This is a genomic window from Steroidobacter agaridevorans (genome assembly GCF_009932555.1).
In the GTDB taxonomy this organism is placed as follows: domain Bacteria; phylum Pseudomonadota; class Gammaproteobacteria; order Steroidobacterales; family Steroidobacteraceae; genus Steroidobacter; species Steroidobacter agaridevorans.
In genome coordinates this window covers 423,467-442,072 of the sequence record NZ_BLJO01000006.1, presented here as the reverse complement: position 1 = coordinate 442,072, position 18,606 = coordinate 423,467, and the positions used below count along the sequence as shown (strand labels likewise).

Below are 18,606 nucleotides of genomic sequence, written 5' to 3'. Positions count from 1 at the left end.
CGCCGCTTCGAGTTGGGTCAAATCAAATCGGGGCGCGCCGACGGCGCCGCCCCAGGAATGCGCCAAGCGCCACACCGAACGCGAGCAGGCCCAGGCTGCCGGGTTCCGGCACGGGGGTGGCGGGCGGTTCTCCGTTGGGGGAGTCACCGCCGGGGACAGTGCCCGGGGGGTTGTCCAAGCCACCGCAGCCCGTGAAAACATCGCAGCCTCCGTCTTCAGGGTCGGTGCCGACGTCGCTGGGATCCGGCCGGTTGGAGGGCGAATCGGGCGGCAGCAACGGTTCGACATCCAACGGATCCTCCGGCGTAGAGGCGCCGGGCTCAAACGGACTTTGCGGGCCTGGCATGCCGCCACCGCCACCGCCGCCGCCGAAAGAGCGCTGATTGAGCGCAAGGATCGACTCGGCCGTGCCAAACCCAGCGTTGAAACTCGAGGGCGCCGCCGAGCTATTCGTGGTTTCGACTGCAGCGGAAGGCCCCGAACCGGTTTCAGACGGCGCGTCGCCCGTGGAGTCGGTGCCGCCGGCCGGCGCGTCGTTGTCTTCGGCAGGCAGAGTGAATGCATCTGAGTAGCGCCCGGACTCACCGCTGACGGGATGGAGAAGCGCCAAGGTTTGATCTGTGTGCCCGGCCACGTCGACGTTCTCAGCCATCTGTGCAGGCAAGGTCTGCGGCGTCGATCCGGAGGTAGCCGCGTCGGCGTCGGGGCCAGCGTCGGTGTGGAACGTCAGCACCGCCACGGCAGTGGATGAAGCCAGCAGGCTTCCGAGTGCGATGAAAAGTGTCTTCTTCCTATTTGCGGACATACGACCTCCGGTCAATTGCAAAATAGGATCAGCAAGAACTGAGCCAGCCGGGTCGATGTTCGCGTTTTCAAAGGATTACGCTAAGAGGACATCGGCATCGCAAGTGTCGCCGTTAGCTCTCTCGACACACTCCGCCAAAGCGCTCAAAACATAATGCATGCGTGCTTGTCATAACGTGCGATCCAGCAGCTTCTGCTCTCGCGACAAGCGCACAGCATCTCTCCGTGAATTTACGCCTAGCTTTTCGTAAAGCGATTTCAAGTGATACTTCACCGTGTTCGGCGAGATCTTGAGCAGGCGCGCGATCTCTTTGTTTGTGTAGCCTTGATCGAGATGCTTGAGCGTCGACAGCTCCGGCGCGCTCAGCAGCGTCGACTCGCGGCTTTGAGCGGAATGTCGCTCGAGGGATTTGCGCAGGCGGCGCAGGAAATTTTCGCGAAAACGATCGGTGTTGCGCATCGTGCTGTGACGCGCGTCGATGGTGGCGGACAGGCTGATGAAGCGCCAGCAATCGAGGAACGGCCCGATGAAGCCCTGGAACATGGACATGCCGACCGCTTCGTCGAAGCGGGCGATCGCCGGCTCGGGCTCTTTCGCGAGCCGATGCGCATGCGCGGCGAGAATACATAACGTTATCAGCAGCCGGCCGTGACCATGTTGCCGGGCCCAGCGCTCGGTGCTGTCGATTTCCGCCAGGGCAGCCTGATGATCGCCGCTGCACAGATGAATCTTCGCGAGACACACAGACGCCGCGAGCGCGACATGTCGGTAAGCAGGAATCTCTTCCTGCATCGCTGCCGCCAGCTCATGAATGCCGATGTCCTGTGCGCGCTGGCTCGCCGAGTCGTTGCGTCCGGCGTGGATCAGCGCCTCGACTTCATAGATATCCGCCAGCATCTGCAACTGCTTCAGATGACGCCGATCCGCGATCGCTCGCATCCCCGCGATCAACCGCTCCGCATCCGCCGGGCTCTTGCCGAACGCCGCGCGAATGGCGGTACAGAATCCTGAGGCATAGATCTCGAACCAGCCGTCGGACTGCTCCATGTGAGGCAACGCCCAATCGAGCAGCGCCATCGCTTCATCGATGGAATCCCGTTCGAACAGAGCCTCCGCCTGATACACAGCGCAGTTCGCGGCGAGATCGGATCGCGGCCCGTACGCGTGATGGATGTCCGCGGCGGCTTCTTTCAATACGACTTGAGCCTCATCGAGTCGACCTTGCGCGAGCCGGATCCGTGCTTCGAGCAGGCGAGTAAACATCTCTCCATAAAGCGAGCCCAGCGCACGATGATGTTCGCGAGCGCGTCGGGTCGGCTCGACCGCTCGCTCGAGCCAGCCGCAATCGCAATATTTCTCCCCCAACGTCTCGCAGACGTTGGAGAGCATCAGGTGATCGTTCGACGGCAGGCTGAGGATCAGCGCTTCCTTGGCGAGCAGGTCTTCGCGCTTCACCGGCGCGTTCTCGTAGCCCGACAGCACTTCGCCGACCAGATTGACTTCGGTCCAAAGATCCGGCGACAGGCTGGCGCGATCCACCGAGTTGCGGAACAGATCGTAACTGGCGCGCGCCGTCGTCATCTCGCCTTGCTTGATCAAGCGATAAACATTCGCCAGCGTGAGTCGCGGATAACGCGCGATAGTCGCGCTGGACACATGAGTGAGTCCGGCGAGCAGCGTCTCGATTCTTCCTTCCGGAATCATGCGCCAGCCGCCGGCATCGTCGAGAATGACGGCGAGAAACTCTTCGTCGGCCGCGCCGATCGCATGAGCCACTCCTTCGGCCATCTGTCCATGCGAGCTGAACCAGTTCGCCGCCTGCCGATGCAGCTGTCGGAACATCGCCGGATCGCGGCGGGCGAGCCGATCGCGCAGGATCTGGGCGAACAGCTGGTGATAGCGATAGGTGAGATGTTGCGAGTCCAGCGGCATCAGAAACAGATGCTGCTTCTCCAACTGCTCCAACATCATCTGGCCATCGGTGCGCTCACACAGCAGATTGACCAGGTCGCCGTTCAACCGCTCCAGGATGGCGGTGCGCGCGATGATGTTCTCGATCTCGGGCGGCAGACTCGCCAGCACTTGCTCCGAAAGGTAACTCGCGAGCTCCCACGCCGGACCGGAGAAATTTGCGATCAGCTCCGCGCGGTCACAACCTTTGCGCAAGGACAATGCAGTCATCTGTAGCGCAATCGGCCAGCCTTCCGTGCGTTTCACGAGGCGCGCGACGTCGTCATCGGCGAGTTGCTCGGACGCCGCACGATTCAGCAGCACCTGCGCCTCGTCGAGCGTGAACTTCAGATCGTCGACGCCGATCTCGACCAGATCTTCATTCGCCGCGAGCACGGCTTGTCCCAGCTTGGGGTAATCGCGTGAGGCGATCACGATGTGCAGTCGGGCGGGCGCGAGCTTGATCAGCCCACGCATGAAATGAAGAACGTCCTCGCTCTCGGCGCGGTGGAAGTCATCGAGGATCAGGACAGTGTCGCGTTCGGCATTCGAAAGCCGGTTCACGATGGCGGACAGTGCGGCGCGCGTGGGCATGCTCTCGCCGCTGGCGCCGCCGCCGATCGCCACCATCAGGTACTCGGCGAAGCGGGCCGCGTCGGACTCTTCTTCTTCGAGCGTGAGCCAGGCGACCTCAACGCCGCGCTCTACCAGCAGCCGATGCCACTGCGCGAGCAAGCTGGTCTTGCCATAGCCGGCCGGCGCATGCAGAAGGGTGAGCCGGCGCGAAACCACGTCGGCGAGGCGCTGAATCAGCAGATCGCGCGGTACGTGCTGGCTCGGCCGGGCCGAAGGCGCGATCTTGGTGAGTATCGGATCACCGAGGCTGTTCACGGGTGCCATGGTAACGGTCGGGGGTTCGGTCGAGCATAGCAAATCAACAGCGCTACCCATCGTCGCGCCCCGACTGCCCATCGGCGTCGCCAGTCTTACCCGTCTTAGGGCTGGGCGTGCGCCGTGGCCCACGTAGACTGCCGGCCATGCGACTGGGTATCGATGTAGGAGGCACGAATACGGATGCCGTTCTGATTTCAGGACGGACCGTGTTGGCCTCGGCAAAGCGGCCGACCACCGGCGACGTGAGCAGCGGCATTGTGAGCGCGACTCGCGCCGTGCTCGATGCTGCCGCCGTTCAGGCGGCGGAGATCGAAGGCGTGATGATCGGCACCACGCACTTCGTCAATGCACTGGTCGAGCGCAAGGGGCTGCTCGGTGTCGGCGTACTGCGTCTCGCGGGTGCAGCCGGCGAAGCCTTGCCGCCGATGAGCGGCTGGCCCGACGACCTGAAGCGTTGCATCGGCGGCGTGAGCTTTCAGCTGCCCGGCGGCTACGAGTTCGACGGCCAGGAAAACACGGCGTTCAACGAGACCGCGGTCCGCAACGCCGCCCTGCAATTGCGCCGGAAAGGGCTGCAGTCCGTCGCCATCTCATGCGTGTTCTCGCCGATCAATCGATCGATGGAGCAGCGGGCGGCGCAGCTGGTCAAGGAGGTCGCGCCGGACATTTCGGTCACAGTGTCGAGCGCGCTCGGCCGCATTGGCTTTCTGGAGCGTGAGAACGCGACCATCTTGAATGCCTCGCTCTCTCGCATGGCTCGCCATGTGATGGCGTCGTTCACCGCCGCCTTCTCCGAGATGGGCATTCACGCGCCGCTGTACGTGAGCCAGAACGACGGCACATTGATCTCAGCGAAGTACGCCGCGCAGTATCCCGTGCTCACGCTGGGCTCCGGCCCGACCAACAGCATGCGAGGCGCAGCGTTTCTGACCGGCATTCAGGACGCCATCGTCATGGACGTAGGCGGCACGACGACTGACATTGGCGCGCTGGTGAATGGCTTCCCGCGCGAATCTTCCATCGCGGTCAACATCGGCGGGGTCCGCACCAACTTCCGCATGCCCGACATCCTGTCGATCGGCCTGGGCGGCGGTACACGCATTCATTTAGATAGGGACGGTTGGCCGAGCGCCATCGGACCCGACTCGGTGGGCTATCGCTTGCCGGAAGAGGCTTACCTGTTCGGCGGCTCGACGCTCACCGCGAGCGATATCGCTGTGAAGGCGGGACTGGCGCGTTTCGGCAATCCAGAGAACATTCCATCGCTCAAAGCGGGCGTGACCGAACAAATCCTCGCGCGCTTCCGCTCCATATTCGAGGACGGCATCGATCGCATGAAAACGTCGGCCGGCGATGTACCCGTCGTGCTGGTCGGCGGTGGCAGCATTCTGGTGCCGCCGGAATTGAAGGGCGCGTCGCGAGTGGTCAAGCCCGATCACGCCGCGGTCGCGAACGCCGTCGGCGCGGCCATCGCTCAAGTGGGCGCCGAAGTGGACCGCATCGTCGCCTACGACAACCAGAATCGCGATGAGGCGCTTCAAGACATAGAGCGCGAGGCGGCAGAGCGCGCAATCGCCGCCGGCGCCGATGCGAGCACCGTTCGATTGGTCGATGTCGAAGAAACCTTCCTTTCTTATCTTCCCGGGAACACCGTGCAGCTGCGTGCAAAGGTGGTAGGAGATCTGGCGGTGAGTGCCGCATGAGCGCCTCACCCAAACTTCAAGGCAGGACGCTGAGTCTCGACGACGTGGCCGATCTGGCGCGCGGCTGCGCCTTCCTCGGCTCGGGCGGCGGCGGCGATCCGCACACGGCATTCATGGAAATCGAGGCGGCGCTGGCCGATGGCAATGTCATCGAGCTGATCGATGTGACTTCACTGCCCGACGACGCGTTCCTCGCCCCGTGCGGCTGGATCGGTGCGCCGACGATTTCAGCGGAGAAGTTGCCGAGCGGACGCGAGGCGTTGCAAGGACTGCGCAGGCTGGAGTCAATTTCCGGCCGCCGGGTAGACGCCGTGCTGCCCGTCGAAGTCGGCGGCAGCAACGGGCTCGCCGCGCTGGTATTGGCGCTGCGGGCCGGCGTTCCAGTCGTGGACTGCGACGGCATGGGCCGTGCATTCCCCGAATCGCAAATGGTGATTTTCAATATCCGCGGCCAGAAGGCCTGTCCCGCCATCCTCACCGATGACAAGGGCAATTGCGTCGTGCTCGAGACGGTCGATAACGTCAGCGAGGAGCGCCTGGCGCGTTCCGTGGCGGTGACGCTCGGCGGCTCGTGCCATCTCATCGAATATTCCGCGTTTGCTCGCGACATGAAAGCGAACGCCCTGCGCGGCACGATCTCCGATGCGCTCGCCATCGGCAGAAGCATTCGCATTGCGCGCGAGGGCGGGCGCGATCCTTTCGAAGCATTGTTCGACGCGCTGAAGACGTCGCGACAGTTCGACAAGGCCGGCGTGCTGTTCGACGGCAAGATCGTCGACCTGAAGCGCGAGACTCGCAACGGATTCTCCGTCGGTCGCGCCGTGATCGATGCGTTCGGCGGCGGGCAGCGCCTCGAAGTGGAATTCAAGAACGAAAATCTGATCGCGCGCCTGAACGGCGAAGTACGCGCGCTGGTGCCCGACATCATCAGCATCCTCGACCGCGAGACGGCCGAGACCATCGTCACCGAATGTTTGAAATACGGTCAGCGCGTCAAGGTCGTCGGAGCGAGCGCTCCGCAGGCGTTGCGTTCACCGCAGGCTTTGGCTGTTCTGGGACCCGACGCTTTCGGGCTCCCCGGGCCCTATCGCTCGATCGCCGAGCTCAACGGCTGGTAATCCCATGGTCAGCGCCGTCACCGAATCCAAGCCGACCGAGCATTTCGCCAATGAGCCAGTGCCGGAAAGCGAGACCGTCGGTGGCTGGCGAGTCGCGCTGATCCTGATTGGCTTCGCGATCTCGCTGCCAAGCTTTCTCAGTAGCGCGCAGATATCCACCGCGTTGGGAATGCGCGATGCGGTGGTAGTCGGCCTCGCCGCCGGATTGATTCTGTGCGCGATGGGATGTCTTACTGCGTTGGTCAGCGTTCGCACCCGGCTCACTACCTATCTGCTCGTGCAGCGGTCGTTCGGCGTCCGGGGCGCGGCGTTAGTAAACATCGCGATCGCCTTTGTGCACTTCGGCTGGTTCGGCGTGAACGCGTCGTTCTTCGGTGATGCGATGGTCGCGGGCACGCAAGAAGTCCTGGGTGTGTCGGGACCGTTCGCAGCGTTCGTTGTGGTCGGCGGCCTGCTCATGGCAATCACGACGATTTACGGATTCCGCGCGCTCGACCGATTGGCATTGATCGCAGTTCCGATCCTTGCACTGATTTTGGGCGCGGTGGTCGTGATGGCCGTGCGCCGTTACGGCGTCGTATCCGCGCCCGACCCCACGCCGCCGGAGCCGATGACGTTCGGTATCGCGCTGTCCGCACTGATCGGCGGCAACATGCTGACCGTGGCGGCAATGCCCGATCTCACTCGCTATATCCGCACCGCCGGTCAGTCGGTGTTGGGCATGGTGCTGTCGTTTCCGGTAGCAACGCCGCTGCTCACGATGGCGGCGGCCATCCCGGTGTTGGCCACGGGTGAAATCGACATCATGAAGCTGATCATGGGCTTCGGTCTCGGTGTGCCGGCTCTGCTGGTGCTGATTCTGTCCACCTGGACCATCAATTCCGCGAATCTCTATTCGGCGAGTCTCAGCCTCACCGCGACTTTCCCCAGCGTTCCGCAGTGGAAATTCACAATGGTCGCCGGCGTATTGGGCTCGCTGCTGGCGGTCGGCGGCATTCTGGACGCGTTCGTGTCGTTCCTGCTGTTGCTCGGCGCGATCATTCCACCGATCGCCGCCATCTACGTCATCGATGCGTTCCGCTCGAACAGCACACAGGCGTCGGTGCATTGGCCGGCAATCGTCACCTGGGCGGTGTCGGCCGGCATCGCGCTGCTCGCCAATTCAGGTTACTTCACGTTGACCACGGTGCCCGCGCTCGATGCAACGCTCGTTGCGTCATTGATTTACGGCATCTGGTCGCGGCGTGGGCGGGTATGAGCGCCGCCTGCATGGGTAGTTCGTGACACGCGATGGGTAGTGGGCTAGCCACCGTCGGCTTCCAGCCATAGCTTCCATTTCAACGCTGGCGATATTTCCAAAGATCAGCATGGGGAGTGAAGGATGAACAAGATTTCCATGGCCGTTGCCTGCGCGCTGGCACTAGCGTCGGCGCAGCGCACGCAGGCCGCCGAAGGCGAAACGCTCGAGGAAGTGACTGTCCTCGCGGATCGCGCCGGCGCCGCGACCAAAACAGACACATTGCTCGTCGAGATTCCACAGTCCATCAGCGTCGTGACCGCCGAGCAGATCATGGAGCGCGGCGCGACCAGCTATCAGGAAGTATTTCGTTACTCGGCCGGTGTCGCGACCGAGCTCTCCGGTGGCGACACTCGCTCGGACTACTTCGCAGCCCGTGGCTTTGCGCTGAAACAGTTTCTGGATGGGCTCAACAAAACGCCGAAGGGTTTGTATGGCTCGACCACGGAAGTATTCACGTTGGAGCGAGCCGAAGTTCTGCGCGGCCCGTCGGCGGTGTTGTATGGCGCCGGCAGCTCGGGCGGTTTGCTGAACGCGGTCAGCAAACGGCCGCAGTGGGAAGCTGGCGGTGAGATCGGCCTGCAGGCCGGCAACTGGGACCGCAAGCAATTACAGGCGGATTTCACCGGCCCGCTGAGCGATGAATTCGCCGCCCGCTTCGTCGGCGTGGTCCGCGACGGCGATCTGATGTGGGAAGGTCAGGCCAACGACAAATACGTCGCCATGCCGTCGCTCACCTGGAAGCCCGGCGAGAATACCGACGTGACGCTGATCGGCTTGTATCAGAAGGAAGACATGGGCACGCAGACCTATCTGCCCATGTCGAAGACGCTGCAAGCCAATGCCGACAATCCGAAGATTCCCATCGATTTCTTCGCCGGCGAGCCGGGCTTCAACCACATGAAGACGGATCAGTACGCCATCACGCTGCTGGTGAACCATCGCTTCAACGATCTGCTCGCGGTGTCGAGCAACACCCGTTATCTGGATCAGAAGGTGGACTACGGCGAGGTGTATCCGACCTTCAACTTCGGCGTCGATACCTTCATCGATCCGGAGCGGACGACGTTGTCGCGCGCGTTCTATCTGCTCGACGACTCGTACACCATCGTCAATTCCGACAATCACGCGCAGTTCGATTTCGACACGGGCCCGTTCTCGCACAAGGTGCTGGTCGGCATCGACTACACCTTGTTCGAACAGGATCGGCGCGAGGGCTATTCGTGCGTCGCCTACTACCCGGGCTGCTTCGAGGCGATGACGATCCCGCTGAACGTCTACAACCCGGTGTACGGACAGGCGTTCAACTATGGCTACAGCAATGGGTTCGACAGCCGCAGCACTCAGCTAGGCGTGTATCTGCAGGATCAGATGAAGGTCGGCGACCGCGTTTCGTTCGTACTGGGCGTGCGTCGTGACCGCGCCACGTCCGAAGCGACCTTGAGCCCGAAGGACACGGTGGATGCGACCACCTTCAAGGTCGGCGTGATTGCCGAAGTGTTCAAAGGGTTCTCGCCCTTTGCGAGCTACTCCGAATCGTTCTCGCCGATCTTCGGCGGCGACTTCTACGGCAATCCCTACAAGCCGCAGGAAGGCGAGCAGTACGAAGCCGGCATCAAATGGCAGCCGTTCCGGAACAGCTTGATCACGGCGACCTACTTCGACATCGAAGACAGCAACTTTCTCACCAGCGATCCGACCAACCTGCAGAACTTCATTCAAAGCGGCGTGATCGGCTCCAAGGGCGTCGAGCTGGAAGCGGAGGTGAGTTTCGACATGGGCCTGCGGGTCAACGCCAGCTGGAGCTACACCGACGCCGAAGTGATCGAAGGCACGTCGTCGCATCCGGCCGGCGATCGCATCGAGGACCTGCCGAATCATCTCGCCTCGCTGTGGTTGAGCCAGATGCTCTACGTCAACAACGATCTCACGATGCGCTTCGGCGCAGGCGTGCGTCGCGTGGGCGACAAGCTGGATTACTACCAGATCCAGAAGACGCCGGCGGTGACGCTGGTGGATGCGAGCGCCGAAGCGACTTACAGGGATTGGAGCCTGTCGCTCAATGTGAACAACCTGGCCGACAAGGAGTACTACGCCACCTGCGCCGCGTGGGCCGTGCCGTTCGACGGCATGTGCACGCCGGGCCAGACGCGCAGCATCCTCGGCACGGTCAGCAAAAAGTTTTGAAGCAGGTGTGAAGGTTCGATGAGAGTGCAAGCAACGCGGCTCCTGGTGCTGGCGATTGCGGGTCTGGCGGCGGCGTGCTCGAAACAAGAGCCGCCCGCTGCGAGCGCCGCGGCCGCAGATATCGTTTTCAAGAACGGCCACATCTACACCGTGGATCCTGCGTCGCCGACGGCGACCTGGATTGCAGTCAGTGGCGGGAAGATCGCCGCGCTCGGCAACGACGAAACGACCCAAGCGCTCATCGGACCCGACACTCGCGTGATCGATCTGCAAGGCAAGCTGTTGTTGCCAGCCTTTCACGATGCGCATACCCATCCGGTGTGGGGTGGGTTGAGTCACAGCGGCTGCAATCTCTACGACGGCAACTCGCCCGAGGACTATCAGAAGATCGTCGCCAAATGCGCGGCCGAGGAGCCGGGCGACGGCTGGATCTACGGCTCGGGCTGGAAGGACGGGTTGTTTCCGCCCGACGGCGTGCCGGATAAAAAGTTGCTCGATGCGGTCGTGCCGAATCGGCCGGTGGCCTTCACGAATGTCGGCGGACACGGCATTTGGGTGAACTCCAAAGCGCTCGAGGTCGCAGGCATCACTCGCGCCACCAAGGACCCGCAGAACGGCCGTATCGATCGCGACAAGAAGGGCGACCCGATCGGTTCGTTCCAGGAAGCGGCGGTCAAGTTGATCGTCGATAAATTGCCGCCGCCTTCGGACAAGGCGCGCGAGCAGGCTCTCGGCTACGCGCGCGATTACTTCAACAGCAACGGCATCGTCGGTTGGCATGACGCGCTCGTGCCGATTGGCGGCGGTGAGGCCGGCCAATCGATTCCGCCGGGCGTGCCTGAGACCTACGCGACGATGGCGAAGAACGGCGCGCTGAAAGGCCACGTGCGTCTGGCGCTCGCATGGGATGCGAAGCGCGGCGTCGAACAGGTTGCAGATTTGATCGCGGCCGCGGACAAGCTGTCGGCGGCCGGCGTGTCCGCGAAGTCAGTGAAGTTTCTATTGGACGGCGTGCCGGCACAGCGGACTGCCGCGCTGATCGAGCCGTACTCCGACATGCCGAATTTCAAAGGCGATCTGCACATCGAGCCAGCCGTGCTGAAGGATGCGGTGACGCGCCTCGATGCCGAAGGTTTCCAGGTGCATATCCACGCGATTGGCGATCAAGCGGTGCGCACAGCATTGGATGCATTCACGCAGGCTCGCGACAAGAACGGCGCGAAGGATCATCGGCACCTGCTGTCGCATGTGAATCTGATCTCTAAAGAGGATCTGCCGCGCTTCAAGGATCTGGGCGTCGTCGTGATCTTCCAGCCGCTGTGGGCGTGCATGGACGATTACATGGTCCTGGTGCGCGATCGGGTCGGGCCGACTCGCATGGAGCATATGTATCCCGTCATGAGCCTGCTGAAGGCGGGAGGAAAGGTTGCGTACGGATCCGATTGGCCGGTCGCATCCGCCAATCCGCTCGAAGGCATCGAAGTCGCATTGACCCGGCTTGCTCCGGGCACAACCAGCGGCGAAATGCTTGCTCCGGATGAGCGTGTAACGCTCGAGCAGGCGATCCAGAGTTACACCATCGACTCGGCGTACGCATCTCACTTGGACGATCGCAGCGGCTCGCTCGTGGTCGGCAAGAGCGCCGACCTGGTCGTGCTCGATCACGATCTGTTCAGGATTCCCGCGAACGAGATCGCCAAGACCAAAGTATTGCTGACGATGTTCGCTGGCGAAGCCGTGCATGGCGATCTCGCTCTTGTGCCCGCACCTGTCGAAAACGCCTCGGCTGCTCTAGGCCGGGCGGCTCATCCGGAGTAAGCGCGGTGACTGCGGACAAGCTGGTCGAGTATCGCAATCTCTTTATCGGTGGCGCATGGGTCGCGCCGGAAGACGGCGGAATGCTGGAGAGCATCGACCCCTCCACTGGCAGGCCGTGGGCGTTGGTCGCCTACGGTGGAGCGAAGGACATCGACAAAGCCGTGGCTGCTGCACGCCAGGCGTTTGGTCCCTGGAGTCGGATGCCTGGGCATGAACGCGCCGCGCTGATGCGCCGGTTCGCCGATATATATCGTGCGCGAGCACCTGAGTTGGCGGTCTTGGAGACGCGTGACAACGGACGCGCGCTCCGCGAATCGCGCGTCGATATTGGCGGTCATGCCACTGCCTATCACTGGTACGCGTCGATGGCCGACAAGAACGGCGGCCGAACCATTCCGATCGACGACAGTGTTCACGCCTTCACTACACGCGTGCCGGTCGGTGTTGTCGGTGCGATCACGCCGTGGAACGTGCCGATGATGGCGGCGATGTGGAAGCTCGGCCCGGCGCTGGCTGCAGGCTGCACCGTCGTGCTGAAGCCTGCCGAACAAACGCCCGTGACTTCATTGGAGCTGGGCAAGCTGTTCGAAGAAGCCGGATTCCCAGCCGGTGTCGTGAACATCGTGCCAGGTTACGGCAAGGGCGGCGCGGGCGAGCGGCTCGTTCAACATCCGGATGTGAACAAGATTGCGTTCACCGGCGAAGGCACGACGGCGCAAGCCATCCTGCGCGCAGGGGCGGATACGCTCAAACGTTTCACCTTCGAACTTGGCGGCAAAGCGCCGCACATCATCTTCGCCGATGCGGATGTCGAGCAGGCGCTCAATGCCGCGACTGGCTCTGCTTGGGCGCTGTGCGGCCAGAGCTGCGCCTTGGGTTCGCGTGTTCTGGTCGAGCGGCCCATCTACGATCAAGTCGTCGCTGAATTCTCTCGCCGCGCCAAACGTGTGCGTGTCGGAATGCCGCTGCAGGAAAGTACGCATATGGGCCCGCAGGCGCACTCCGAACAGCTTGCAAAGACGCTTTCGTACATCGATATCGGTCGCAATGAGGGTGCGAAGTTGGTCGCCGGCGGTCGGCGGTTGCAGGAAGGCGAGCTCGCTGCCGGCTACTTCATCGAGCCGACGGTGTTCGCGAACGTTCGCAACGACATGCGGATCGCTCGCGAGGAAATCTTCGGTCCGGTGGCGGCGTTGATCCCGTTCGATGGCGAAGACGAAGCCATCGCGCTCGCCAATGACAGTTCCTATGGTCTCGCGGCCGGGCTGTGGACGCGCGATGTCGGTCGATCGCTGCGGGTTTCGTCGCGCATCGAAGCGGGCATCGTTTGGGTCAACACCTATCGCTTCATTCGCTGGTCGACGCCCTACGGCGGTTTCAAAGCCAGCGGCTGGGGTCGCGAGAACGGGCTGGAAGGTTTCGACGCGTATCTGGAAACACGCACCACCGTCATCAGCACCGCCGGTCGCTTTCCAGACGCCTACGCTCAGTAAACAACTCGCCGGCGCCGCGACTGCGCGCCGGGCCCAAGATTCGGGAAGGGGGATTCATGCGCCTTGCAGGCAAACTCGCCGTCATCACGGCGGCAGCTTCGGGAATGGGACGGGCGGGCATCGAGCTGTTTCTGCGTGAAGGCGCCAAGGTCGCAGCTATCGATATCAATGCCGGTGCGCTCGCAGAGCTCGCTGCGGAGATGAAGCAGCGAGGCCACACTATCGAAACAGTGCAGGCCGATCTGTCGCGGCCGGAGGAATGTCGTCGCTCGATCAACGATGCCGCGGCGAAGCTCGGCGGCATCGATGCGCTCTGGGCACACGCGGGCACTCCCGGCCCCGGCAACGTCGAGGGCATGGATCTGGCCGAGTACGAGAAGGCGATGATGCTGAATGTGACTTCGGCTGTCCTCGGTGCTGGCGAAGTCATCGGTTATATGCGCAAGCGCGGCGGTGGCTCACTGATCTTCACTGCGTCGGTCTCCGGTCTCGTCGGTTCGATGTTCAGTCCCATCTACTCAGCCGCCAAATTCGCGGTGGTAGGGCTGACCAAATCGCTCGCGCTTCGATTCGCGGCGGACAACGTGCGAGTCAATGTTGTGTGCCCAGGCCTTGCGGATACGCCGATGAAAAGCGGCTTCACCGGACGTTCGGGCGACCCCGAGGAAGCGGCGGCGAATCAGACGCGATTGCTCGCGAATGTTCCGATGGGACGGCTCTGCAAGGCCGAAGAAGTGGCGCATGCCGCGCTGTGGCTCGCCTCCAATGACTCGTCTTTTGTTACTGGAGTGGCGCTTCCCGTGGACGGAGGTTTCACCGCGCGCTGATCCATGGAGGGGGACTCGCGTTGGCCCGATTGAACAAACAACTACTGCTGCGGCTCGCCGGCGTGGTGGCGGCAGTGTGCTACATGTCCGCACACGCAACGGAGCCGCTCAAGATCGGCGTATTGGCGCCCATCACAGGCGCGACGGCGGCGGACGGTGCGAGATTGCTGAAGGCGCATCAGCTCGCGGCCAGGGAGATCAACGCTGCCGGCGGTATTGCGGGGTTGGACGGCGCGAAAGTCGAGCTGCTGATCGCCGATACTCAATCGAAACCAGAAGTCGGACGACACGCCGCCGAGCGCCTGATAGCACGCGATGAGGTCAGTGCGCTGCTCGGAGCCTGGGCATCGGCGGTCACGATGCCTTCGATGCAAGTGGCCGAGCGCTATCGCACGCCGTTCATTGTCACCAGCGCCGTTACCGATTCGATCACCGAACGCAATCTGCAGTTCGTGTTTCGCGTGTCGCCTAAGGGCAGCTGGGCGGCGCGGGACGTCGGCGGCTTCATCAATTATCTGCGCAGCAAAGGCGCCGCGATCGATAAGGTGGCGCTTGCGTACGAGGACGGCCCGTTCGGTCAGGCCGTGTCGAAAGGCTATAAGAAAGGTCTGCCCGCGCAAGGCATTCGGATCGTCGGCGAGGAAACCTTCCGCACCGGGTCGCCCGACATGTCCACGCAGGCTGCCAAACTGAAGGCGACCGGCGCCGACCTCGTGCTGATCGTCTGTTATGTCGACGATGAGGTCGTTCTGCTTCGAGCGCTCGCGGCTCAGCGCTACAAGCCGATGGTGTTGGGCTACGGCGGCGGACATGTGCATCCGACGTTGCTGCAACTCGGGCCGATGGTCGAAGGTGCGTTTGGCATCGTCGAATGGATGCCCGATCTGAAGAAGGCCGCGACCGAACAGTTCGCCAAAGCTTACAAGGCGGCGTACGGCGAGATGCCTCTGAGCAATGCGGCTCAGGCATACGCCGCGACTTGGGCCGTGGCGCTTGCCGCCGATGCTGCCCGAACTCGGGATCCCATCAAGCTGCGCGATTCGTTGCGAGCCCTGCGGCTCGATAACGGGCCGGCATCGTTATTGCCCAACGATGCTTTGGATTTCGATGCGGCGGGCCAGAACAACGTCGGCAACGTGATCTCACAGGTCATCGGCGGTCGCTTCGTCACCATCTGGCCGGAAGCTGTCGCGAGCCAGCCCCTCAGGTTGACGCGCTGATGTCGTTCGAAATCTTCCTGCAAGCCATTGTCGGCGGCCTCGCAAACGCGGCGCTTTATGCATTGATCGCGGTGGGGCTGACGCTGGTGTTCGGCGTGATGCGCATCATCAACTTCGCTCACGGCGAATTTCTGATGATCGCGATGTATGCGGGCTACTTCGCGTGGTCGTTGTTGGGCATCGATCCCATTGTCGCGATTGCCCTGGTGACGCCGGTGCTGATGGTTCTGGGTGCGCTGCTGTACAGCTCGGTCATGCGATTCGCGTTGCGCGTGCCGGAGATCAATCAGATGGCAGCGACACTCGGGCTGTCGTTGCTGCTCCAGCATCTGGCGTTGGTTGCGTTCACTGGCGACAACATGCTGGTGACTCAAGCGCGTGCGATTGCGGGTGTGGAACTTGGGCCCGTCGTCGTGCAGGTCAATCAACTCATCGCTTGCGGAATTTCGATTGTGCTGCTCGGCGCGTTGTATGTAGTTCTGCAACGTACGGACTTCGGTTTGATCATGCGGGCGGTTGCGCAGTCGCGCGATGGCGCGGCGCTGTCCGGCATCGATGTGACTGGCGTTTACAAATGGGCGGTGGCGGTGGGCATCGGCACGCTCGGTGTGGCCGGGCCGCTGCTCGTGTCCCTTCTGTATGTGAATCCGCATGTCGGTGCGTTGTTCACCTTGAAGGCTTTTGTGATCGTGATCCTGGGTGGCCTGGGGAGCTTCACGGGTGCGCTAGTGGGAGCGTTGGTGGTTGGCTTGGCCGAGAGCATCGCCGGTGCATGGTTCTCTGCTTCGATTGCCGCGGCCGTGCCATTCGTGATTCTGATCCTGATCCTGCTGACGCGACCGGAGGGACTGATGAATCGGAGCGTCCGAGCATGAGCAATTTTCGGACTGCGACGATCGTGGCCGGCGTGCTCCTTGTCGCCTTTGCGGCGGTGAGCGGCGATCGCTACTTCATGGACATCTTCATCTTCACCTGCTTCTACGGGACGCTCGCCGTCTGCTGGAACATGATGGCTGGGCTGACCGGGCTCATGTCGCTCGGTCACGCGCTGTTCGTCGGCATCGGAGCATACAGCGTCGCGTGGGGACTATCGGTGCACGGATGGTCGCCCCTTGTGACGTGGCCGCTGGGCGTGGGCCTTGCTGTGGCGGCTGCGGCCGCTATTGGAATGCTTTGCTTTCGCTATGGATTGCGCGGCTACTTCTTTGCCATCGCGACGCTGGCGTTTGGCGAGGTCGCGTTCTTCACGGTGTCCGCGACCGAAGCGTTGGGCCGCTCGGATGGGATGATCATGCCGATCTCCGCGGAAGACATTCCTGGGCAGCTGCAGTTTTTCGAGAAATGGCCGTATGCGCTGATCATCATGACCATTCTGATCGGCACTATCGCTATCGGCGAGGCGCTGATGAAGTCGCGCACGGGCTATTACTGGCGTGCGTTGCGTGACAACGAGCAGGCGGCGGAAGCGCTGGGTGTGAATGCGCGCGCGTTCAAGCTGCGATGTTTCATGCTCAGCGCCGGCATTTCGGCGCTCTGCGGCGCGTTCTATGCGAACTATGTCGCTTTCGTCGATCCGCGCTCGGTGCTCGGCGTGGAGTTGTCGATTCAGATGCTCGTGTATTCGATTGTTGGCGGCATGTCGCTGTTGTGGGGACCCTTGATCGGCGCGGCGGTGCTTGTGCCATTCAGCATTCTGTTGCGCGACTACAGCGCGATTCCAGGTAGCGACATCGTTGTCTATGCGGTGTTGCTTGCCGTGCTGGCACTGGTGCTGCCGCAAGGTATCGCCGGTTGGTTCGTTGCCCGGTGGCAGCGGCGCCGGCTAGCTCGTCGAGCCAGCCGAACGGCGGAAGTCGTTTCATGACGTCGCTGCTCGAAGTTCAAAGGGTCAGCAAGTCGTTCGGTGGCTTGCACGCGCTCAGCGATGTCAGCTTTGAAGTCGGAGCTGGCGAAATATTCGCCGTCATCGGACCAAACGGTGCTGGCAAGACGACTTTGTTCAACTGCCTTGCCGGCGCGGCGACGCTCACGTCAGGTGCGATTCGCCTCGGCGGGCAGCGCATCGACGGCCGACCGCCGCATGAGATTTGCCGTCGTGGTCTTGCGCGGACGTTTCAGCTCGTGAAGCCGTTCCGTGGCATGACAGTGCTGGAGAACGTCAAGGTCGCGGCATTTTCTCGATATCCCTCAACGAAACAGGCGACGGCGGCGGCACGGGCCGTGCTCGATCGCATCGGCATGGCGGGTCTGGCGGAGCACGATGCTGAAACGTTGAATGTCGCGCAGCTGCGCCAGCTCGAGATTGCGCGAGCGCTGGCGACGGAGCCGCAGCTGTTGTTGCTCGATGAGATGTTGGCCGGGCTGACTCCGACAGAGTCGACGGCGATGTGCGAGCGCATTCGTCAGCTGCCGCGCGCTGGAATCGCGGTGATCGTCGTCGAGCATTCGATTCCGGTGGTCACCAGCCTTTGTGCTCGGGCGGTGGTTCTATGCTTTGGGAAAGTTCTTACCCAGGGTTCTACATGCGAGGTCATCGCTAACCCGCGTGTGCAGGAAGCGTATCTGGGTAACGCACAGTCATGAGCGCGCTCCGGCTGAAGAATGTCTGCACCGGCTACGGCCCTATCGACGTGGTTCGTGGCATCGATCTCGACATCGCCCCCGGTCAGCGGGTTGCGCTCGTCGGATCGAATGGTGCGGGCAAGAGCACGCTCGTGCGGGCGATCAATGGATTGCTACCGTTGCGTGAGGGCCGCCTCGAGTGGGGCGGCGAGTCCATCAGTTCCTCGAGCGCCCCTCAGCGCACGCGTGCCGGCATCGCAACGGTGCCGGAAGGGCGGCTGCTGTTTCCGGAATGCACGGTGCTCGAGAACTTGATTGCTGCCGCGACGTACGGCGAACCGAAAGCTCATCGCACGCAAAGTCTGGAGACGGTGTTCGAGTTGTTTCCACGCCTGCATGAGCGGTCGAAGCAGACGGTGGGAACACTTTCGGGTGGCGAGCAACAGATGGTCGCCATCGGCCGCGCTCTGATGACTCGGCCGCGGCTGCTCATCCTCGATGAGCCTTCGATCGGCCTCGCGCCGAAAGTCGTCGCCGAGATTTTCGATGTCCTGGGCCGCCTGGCGAAGAGCGGCTTCAGTTTGCTGCTGGTCGAGCAGAACGTACAGCTGAGCCTGCGCTCCACCGATTTCGCCTACGTGCTGCGCCAGGGGCAGATCGTGTTCTCTGGCGAAAGCAGCGCGCTGCTGGATCATCCGGAAGTGAGACGCGCTTACCTGGGCGATTGAGCCG

Annotated in this window: 14 protein-coding genes; 12 read left to right on the top strand and 2 right to left on the bottom strand. The window is 62.5% G+C overall.

Annotated elements, in window-relative coordinates:
* Positions 1-22: 22 nt before the first annotated feature.
* Together GYH35_RS22955 and GYH35_RS22950 are read right to left on the bottom strand one after the other, a co-directional pair.
* Positions 23-805 carry a PEP-CTERM sorting domain-containing protein gene (locus GYH35_RS22955; RefSeq protein WP_161810332.1) on the bottom strand — a complete coding sequence of 261 codons (783 nt, stop codon included), beginning with the start codon at positions 803-805 and terminating at the stop codon, positions 23-25.
* Positions 806-973: 168 nt separating this feature from the next.
* Positions 974-3,655, bottom strand: coding sequence for a LuxR C-terminal-related transcriptional regulator (locus GYH35_RS22950; RefSeq protein ID WP_161829587.1), 2,682 nt, complete (start codon positions 3,653-3,655; stop codon positions 974-976).
* Between the two features lie 137 nt (positions 3,656-3,792).
* Between GYH35_RS22950 and GYH35_RS22945 the strand changes: the two genes are divergently transcribed.
* The 12 genes from GYH35_RS22945 (at position 3,793) to GYH35_RS22890 (ending at position 18,602) form a co-directional block, all read left to right on the top strand.
* On the top strand, positions 3,793-5,352 hold the full coding sequence (locus GYH35_RS22945) for a hydantoinase/oxoprolinase N-terminal domain-containing protein (RefSeq protein WP_161829586.1): 1,560 nt from the start codon (positions 3,793-3,795) through the stop codon (positions 5,350-5,352).
* Positions 5,349-6,470 carry a DUF917 domain-containing protein gene (locus tag GYH35_RS22940; protein ID WP_161829585.1) on the top strand — a complete coding sequence of 374 codons (1,122 nt, stop codon included), beginning with the start codon at positions 5,349-5,351 and terminating at the stop codon, positions 6,468-6,470. The genes GYH35_RS22945 and GYH35_RS22940 overlap by 4 nt, the downstream gene beginning before the upstream one ends.
* A gap of 4 nt (positions 6,471-6,474) precedes the next feature.
* Positions 6,475-7,728 carry a cytosine permease gene (locus GYH35_RS22935; RefSeq protein WP_161810336.1) on the top strand — a complete coding sequence of 418 codons (1,254 nt, stop codon included), beginning with the start codon at positions 6,475-6,477 and terminating at the stop codon, positions 7,726-7,728.
* A gap of 123 nt (positions 7,729-7,851) precedes the next feature.
* On the top strand, positions 7,852-9,954 hold the full coding sequence (locus GYH35_RS22930) for a TonB-dependent siderophore receptor (protein WP_161829584.1): 2,103 nt from the start codon (positions 7,852-7,854) through the stop codon (positions 9,952-9,954).
* 18 nt (positions 9,955-9,972) lie between these two features.
* Positions 9,973-11,772: an amidohydrolase gene (locus GYH35_RS22925; protein WP_161829583.1), complete on the top strand. Its 1,800-nt coding sequence runs from the start codon at positions 9,973-9,975 to the stop codon at positions 11,770-11,772.
* Between the two features lie 5 nt (positions 11,773-11,777).
* On the top strand, positions 11,778-13,265 hold the full coding sequence (locus tag GYH35_RS22920; protein WP_202624515.1) for an aldehyde dehydrogenase: 1,488 nt from the start codon (positions 11,778-11,780) through the stop codon (positions 13,263-13,265).
* Positions 13,266-13,321: 56 nt separating this feature from the next.
* Positions 13,322-14,092: an SDR family NAD(P)-dependent oxidoreductase gene (locus tag GYH35_RS22915; protein ID WP_161829582.1), complete on the top strand. Its 771-nt coding sequence runs from the start codon at positions 13,322-13,324 to the stop codon at positions 14,090-14,092.
* Positions 14,093-14,112: 20 nt separating this feature from the next.
* A complete protein-coding gene (locus GYH35_RS22910; RefSeq protein ID WP_161829581.1) occupies positions 14,113-15,312 on the top strand; it encodes an ABC transporter substrate-binding protein in 1,200 nt (399 codons plus the stop codon).
* On the top strand, positions 15,312-16,187 hold the full coding sequence (locus tag GYH35_RS22905) for a branched-chain amino acid ABC transporter permease (protein WP_161829580.1): 876 nt from the start codon (positions 15,312-15,314) through the stop codon (positions 16,185-16,187). The genes GYH35_RS22910 and GYH35_RS22905 overlap by 1 nt, the downstream gene beginning before the upstream one ends.
* Positions 16,184-17,176: a branched-chain amino acid ABC transporter permease gene (locus GYH35_RS22900; RefSeq protein ID WP_161810342.1), complete on the top strand. Its 993-nt coding sequence runs from the start codon at positions 16,184-16,186 to the stop codon at positions 17,174-17,176. Before GYH35_RS22905 ends, GYH35_RS22900 begins: the two co-directional genes overlap by 4 nt.
* Positions 17,173-17,895, top strand: coding sequence for an ABC transporter ATP-binding protein (locus tag GYH35_RS22895; RefSeq protein WP_161829579.1), 723 nt, complete (start codon positions 17,173-17,175; stop codon positions 17,893-17,895). Before GYH35_RS22900 ends, GYH35_RS22895 begins: the two co-directional genes overlap by 4 nt.
* Positions 17,892-18,602: an ABC transporter ATP-binding protein gene (locus tag GYH35_RS22890; protein ID WP_161810344.1), complete on the top strand. Its 711-nt coding sequence runs from the start codon at positions 17,892-17,894 to the stop codon at positions 18,600-18,602. The genes GYH35_RS22895 and GYH35_RS22890 overlap by 4 nt, the downstream gene beginning before the upstream one ends.
* The last annotated feature ends 4 nt before the right edge of the window (positions 18,603-18,606 follow it).

Bases quoted from the DNA above. Each gene is read 5' to 3' on its own strand.
- GYH35_RS22955 (WP_161810332.1), bottom strand. From the start codon at position 805: ATGTCCGCAAATAGGAAGAAGACACTTTTCATCGCACTCGGAAGCCTG.
- GYH35_RS22945 (WP_161829586.1), top strand. From the start codon at position 3,793: ATGCGACTGGGTATCGATGTAGGAGGCACGAATACGGATGCCGTTCTG.
- GYH35_RS22915 (WP_161829582.1), top strand. From the start codon at position 13,322: ATGCGCCTTGCAGGCAAACTCGCCGTCATCACGGCGGCAGCTTCGGGA.
- GYH35_RS22940 (WP_161829585.1), top strand. From the start codon at position 5,349: ATGAGCGCCTCACCCAAACTTCAAGGCAGGACGCTGAGTCTCGACGAC.
- GYH35_RS22925 (WP_161829583.1), top strand. From the start codon at position 9,973: ATGAGAGTGCAAGCAACGCGGCTCCTGGTGCTGGCGATTGCGGGTCTG.
- GYH35_RS22905 (WP_161829580.1), top strand. From the start codon at position 15,312: ATGTCGTTCGAAATCTTCCTGCAAGCCATTGTCGGCGGCCTCGCAAAC.
- GYH35_RS22935 (WP_161810336.1), top strand. From the start codon at position 6,475: ATGGTCAGCGCCGTCACCGAATCCAAGCCGACCGAGCATTTCGCCAAT.
- GYH35_RS22900 (WP_161810342.1), top strand. From the start codon at position 16,184: ATGAGCAATTTTCGGACTGCGACGATCGTGGCCGGCGTGCTCCTTGTC.
- GYH35_RS22895 (WP_161829579.1), top strand. From the start codon at position 17,173: ATGACGTCGCTGCTCGAAGTTCAAAGGGTCAGCAAGTCGTTCGGTGGC.
- GYH35_RS22890 (WP_161810344.1), top strand. From the start codon at position 17,892: ATGAGCGCGCTCCGGCTGAAGAATGTCTGCACCGGCTACGGCCCTATC.
- GYH35_RS22950 (WP_161829587.1), bottom strand. From the start codon at position 3,655: ATGGCACCCGTGAACAGCCTCGGTGATCCGATACTCACCAAGATCGCG.
- GYH35_RS22930 (WP_161829584.1), top strand. From the start codon at position 7,852: ATGAACAAGATTTCCATGGCCGTTGCCTGCGCGCTGGCACTAGCGTCG.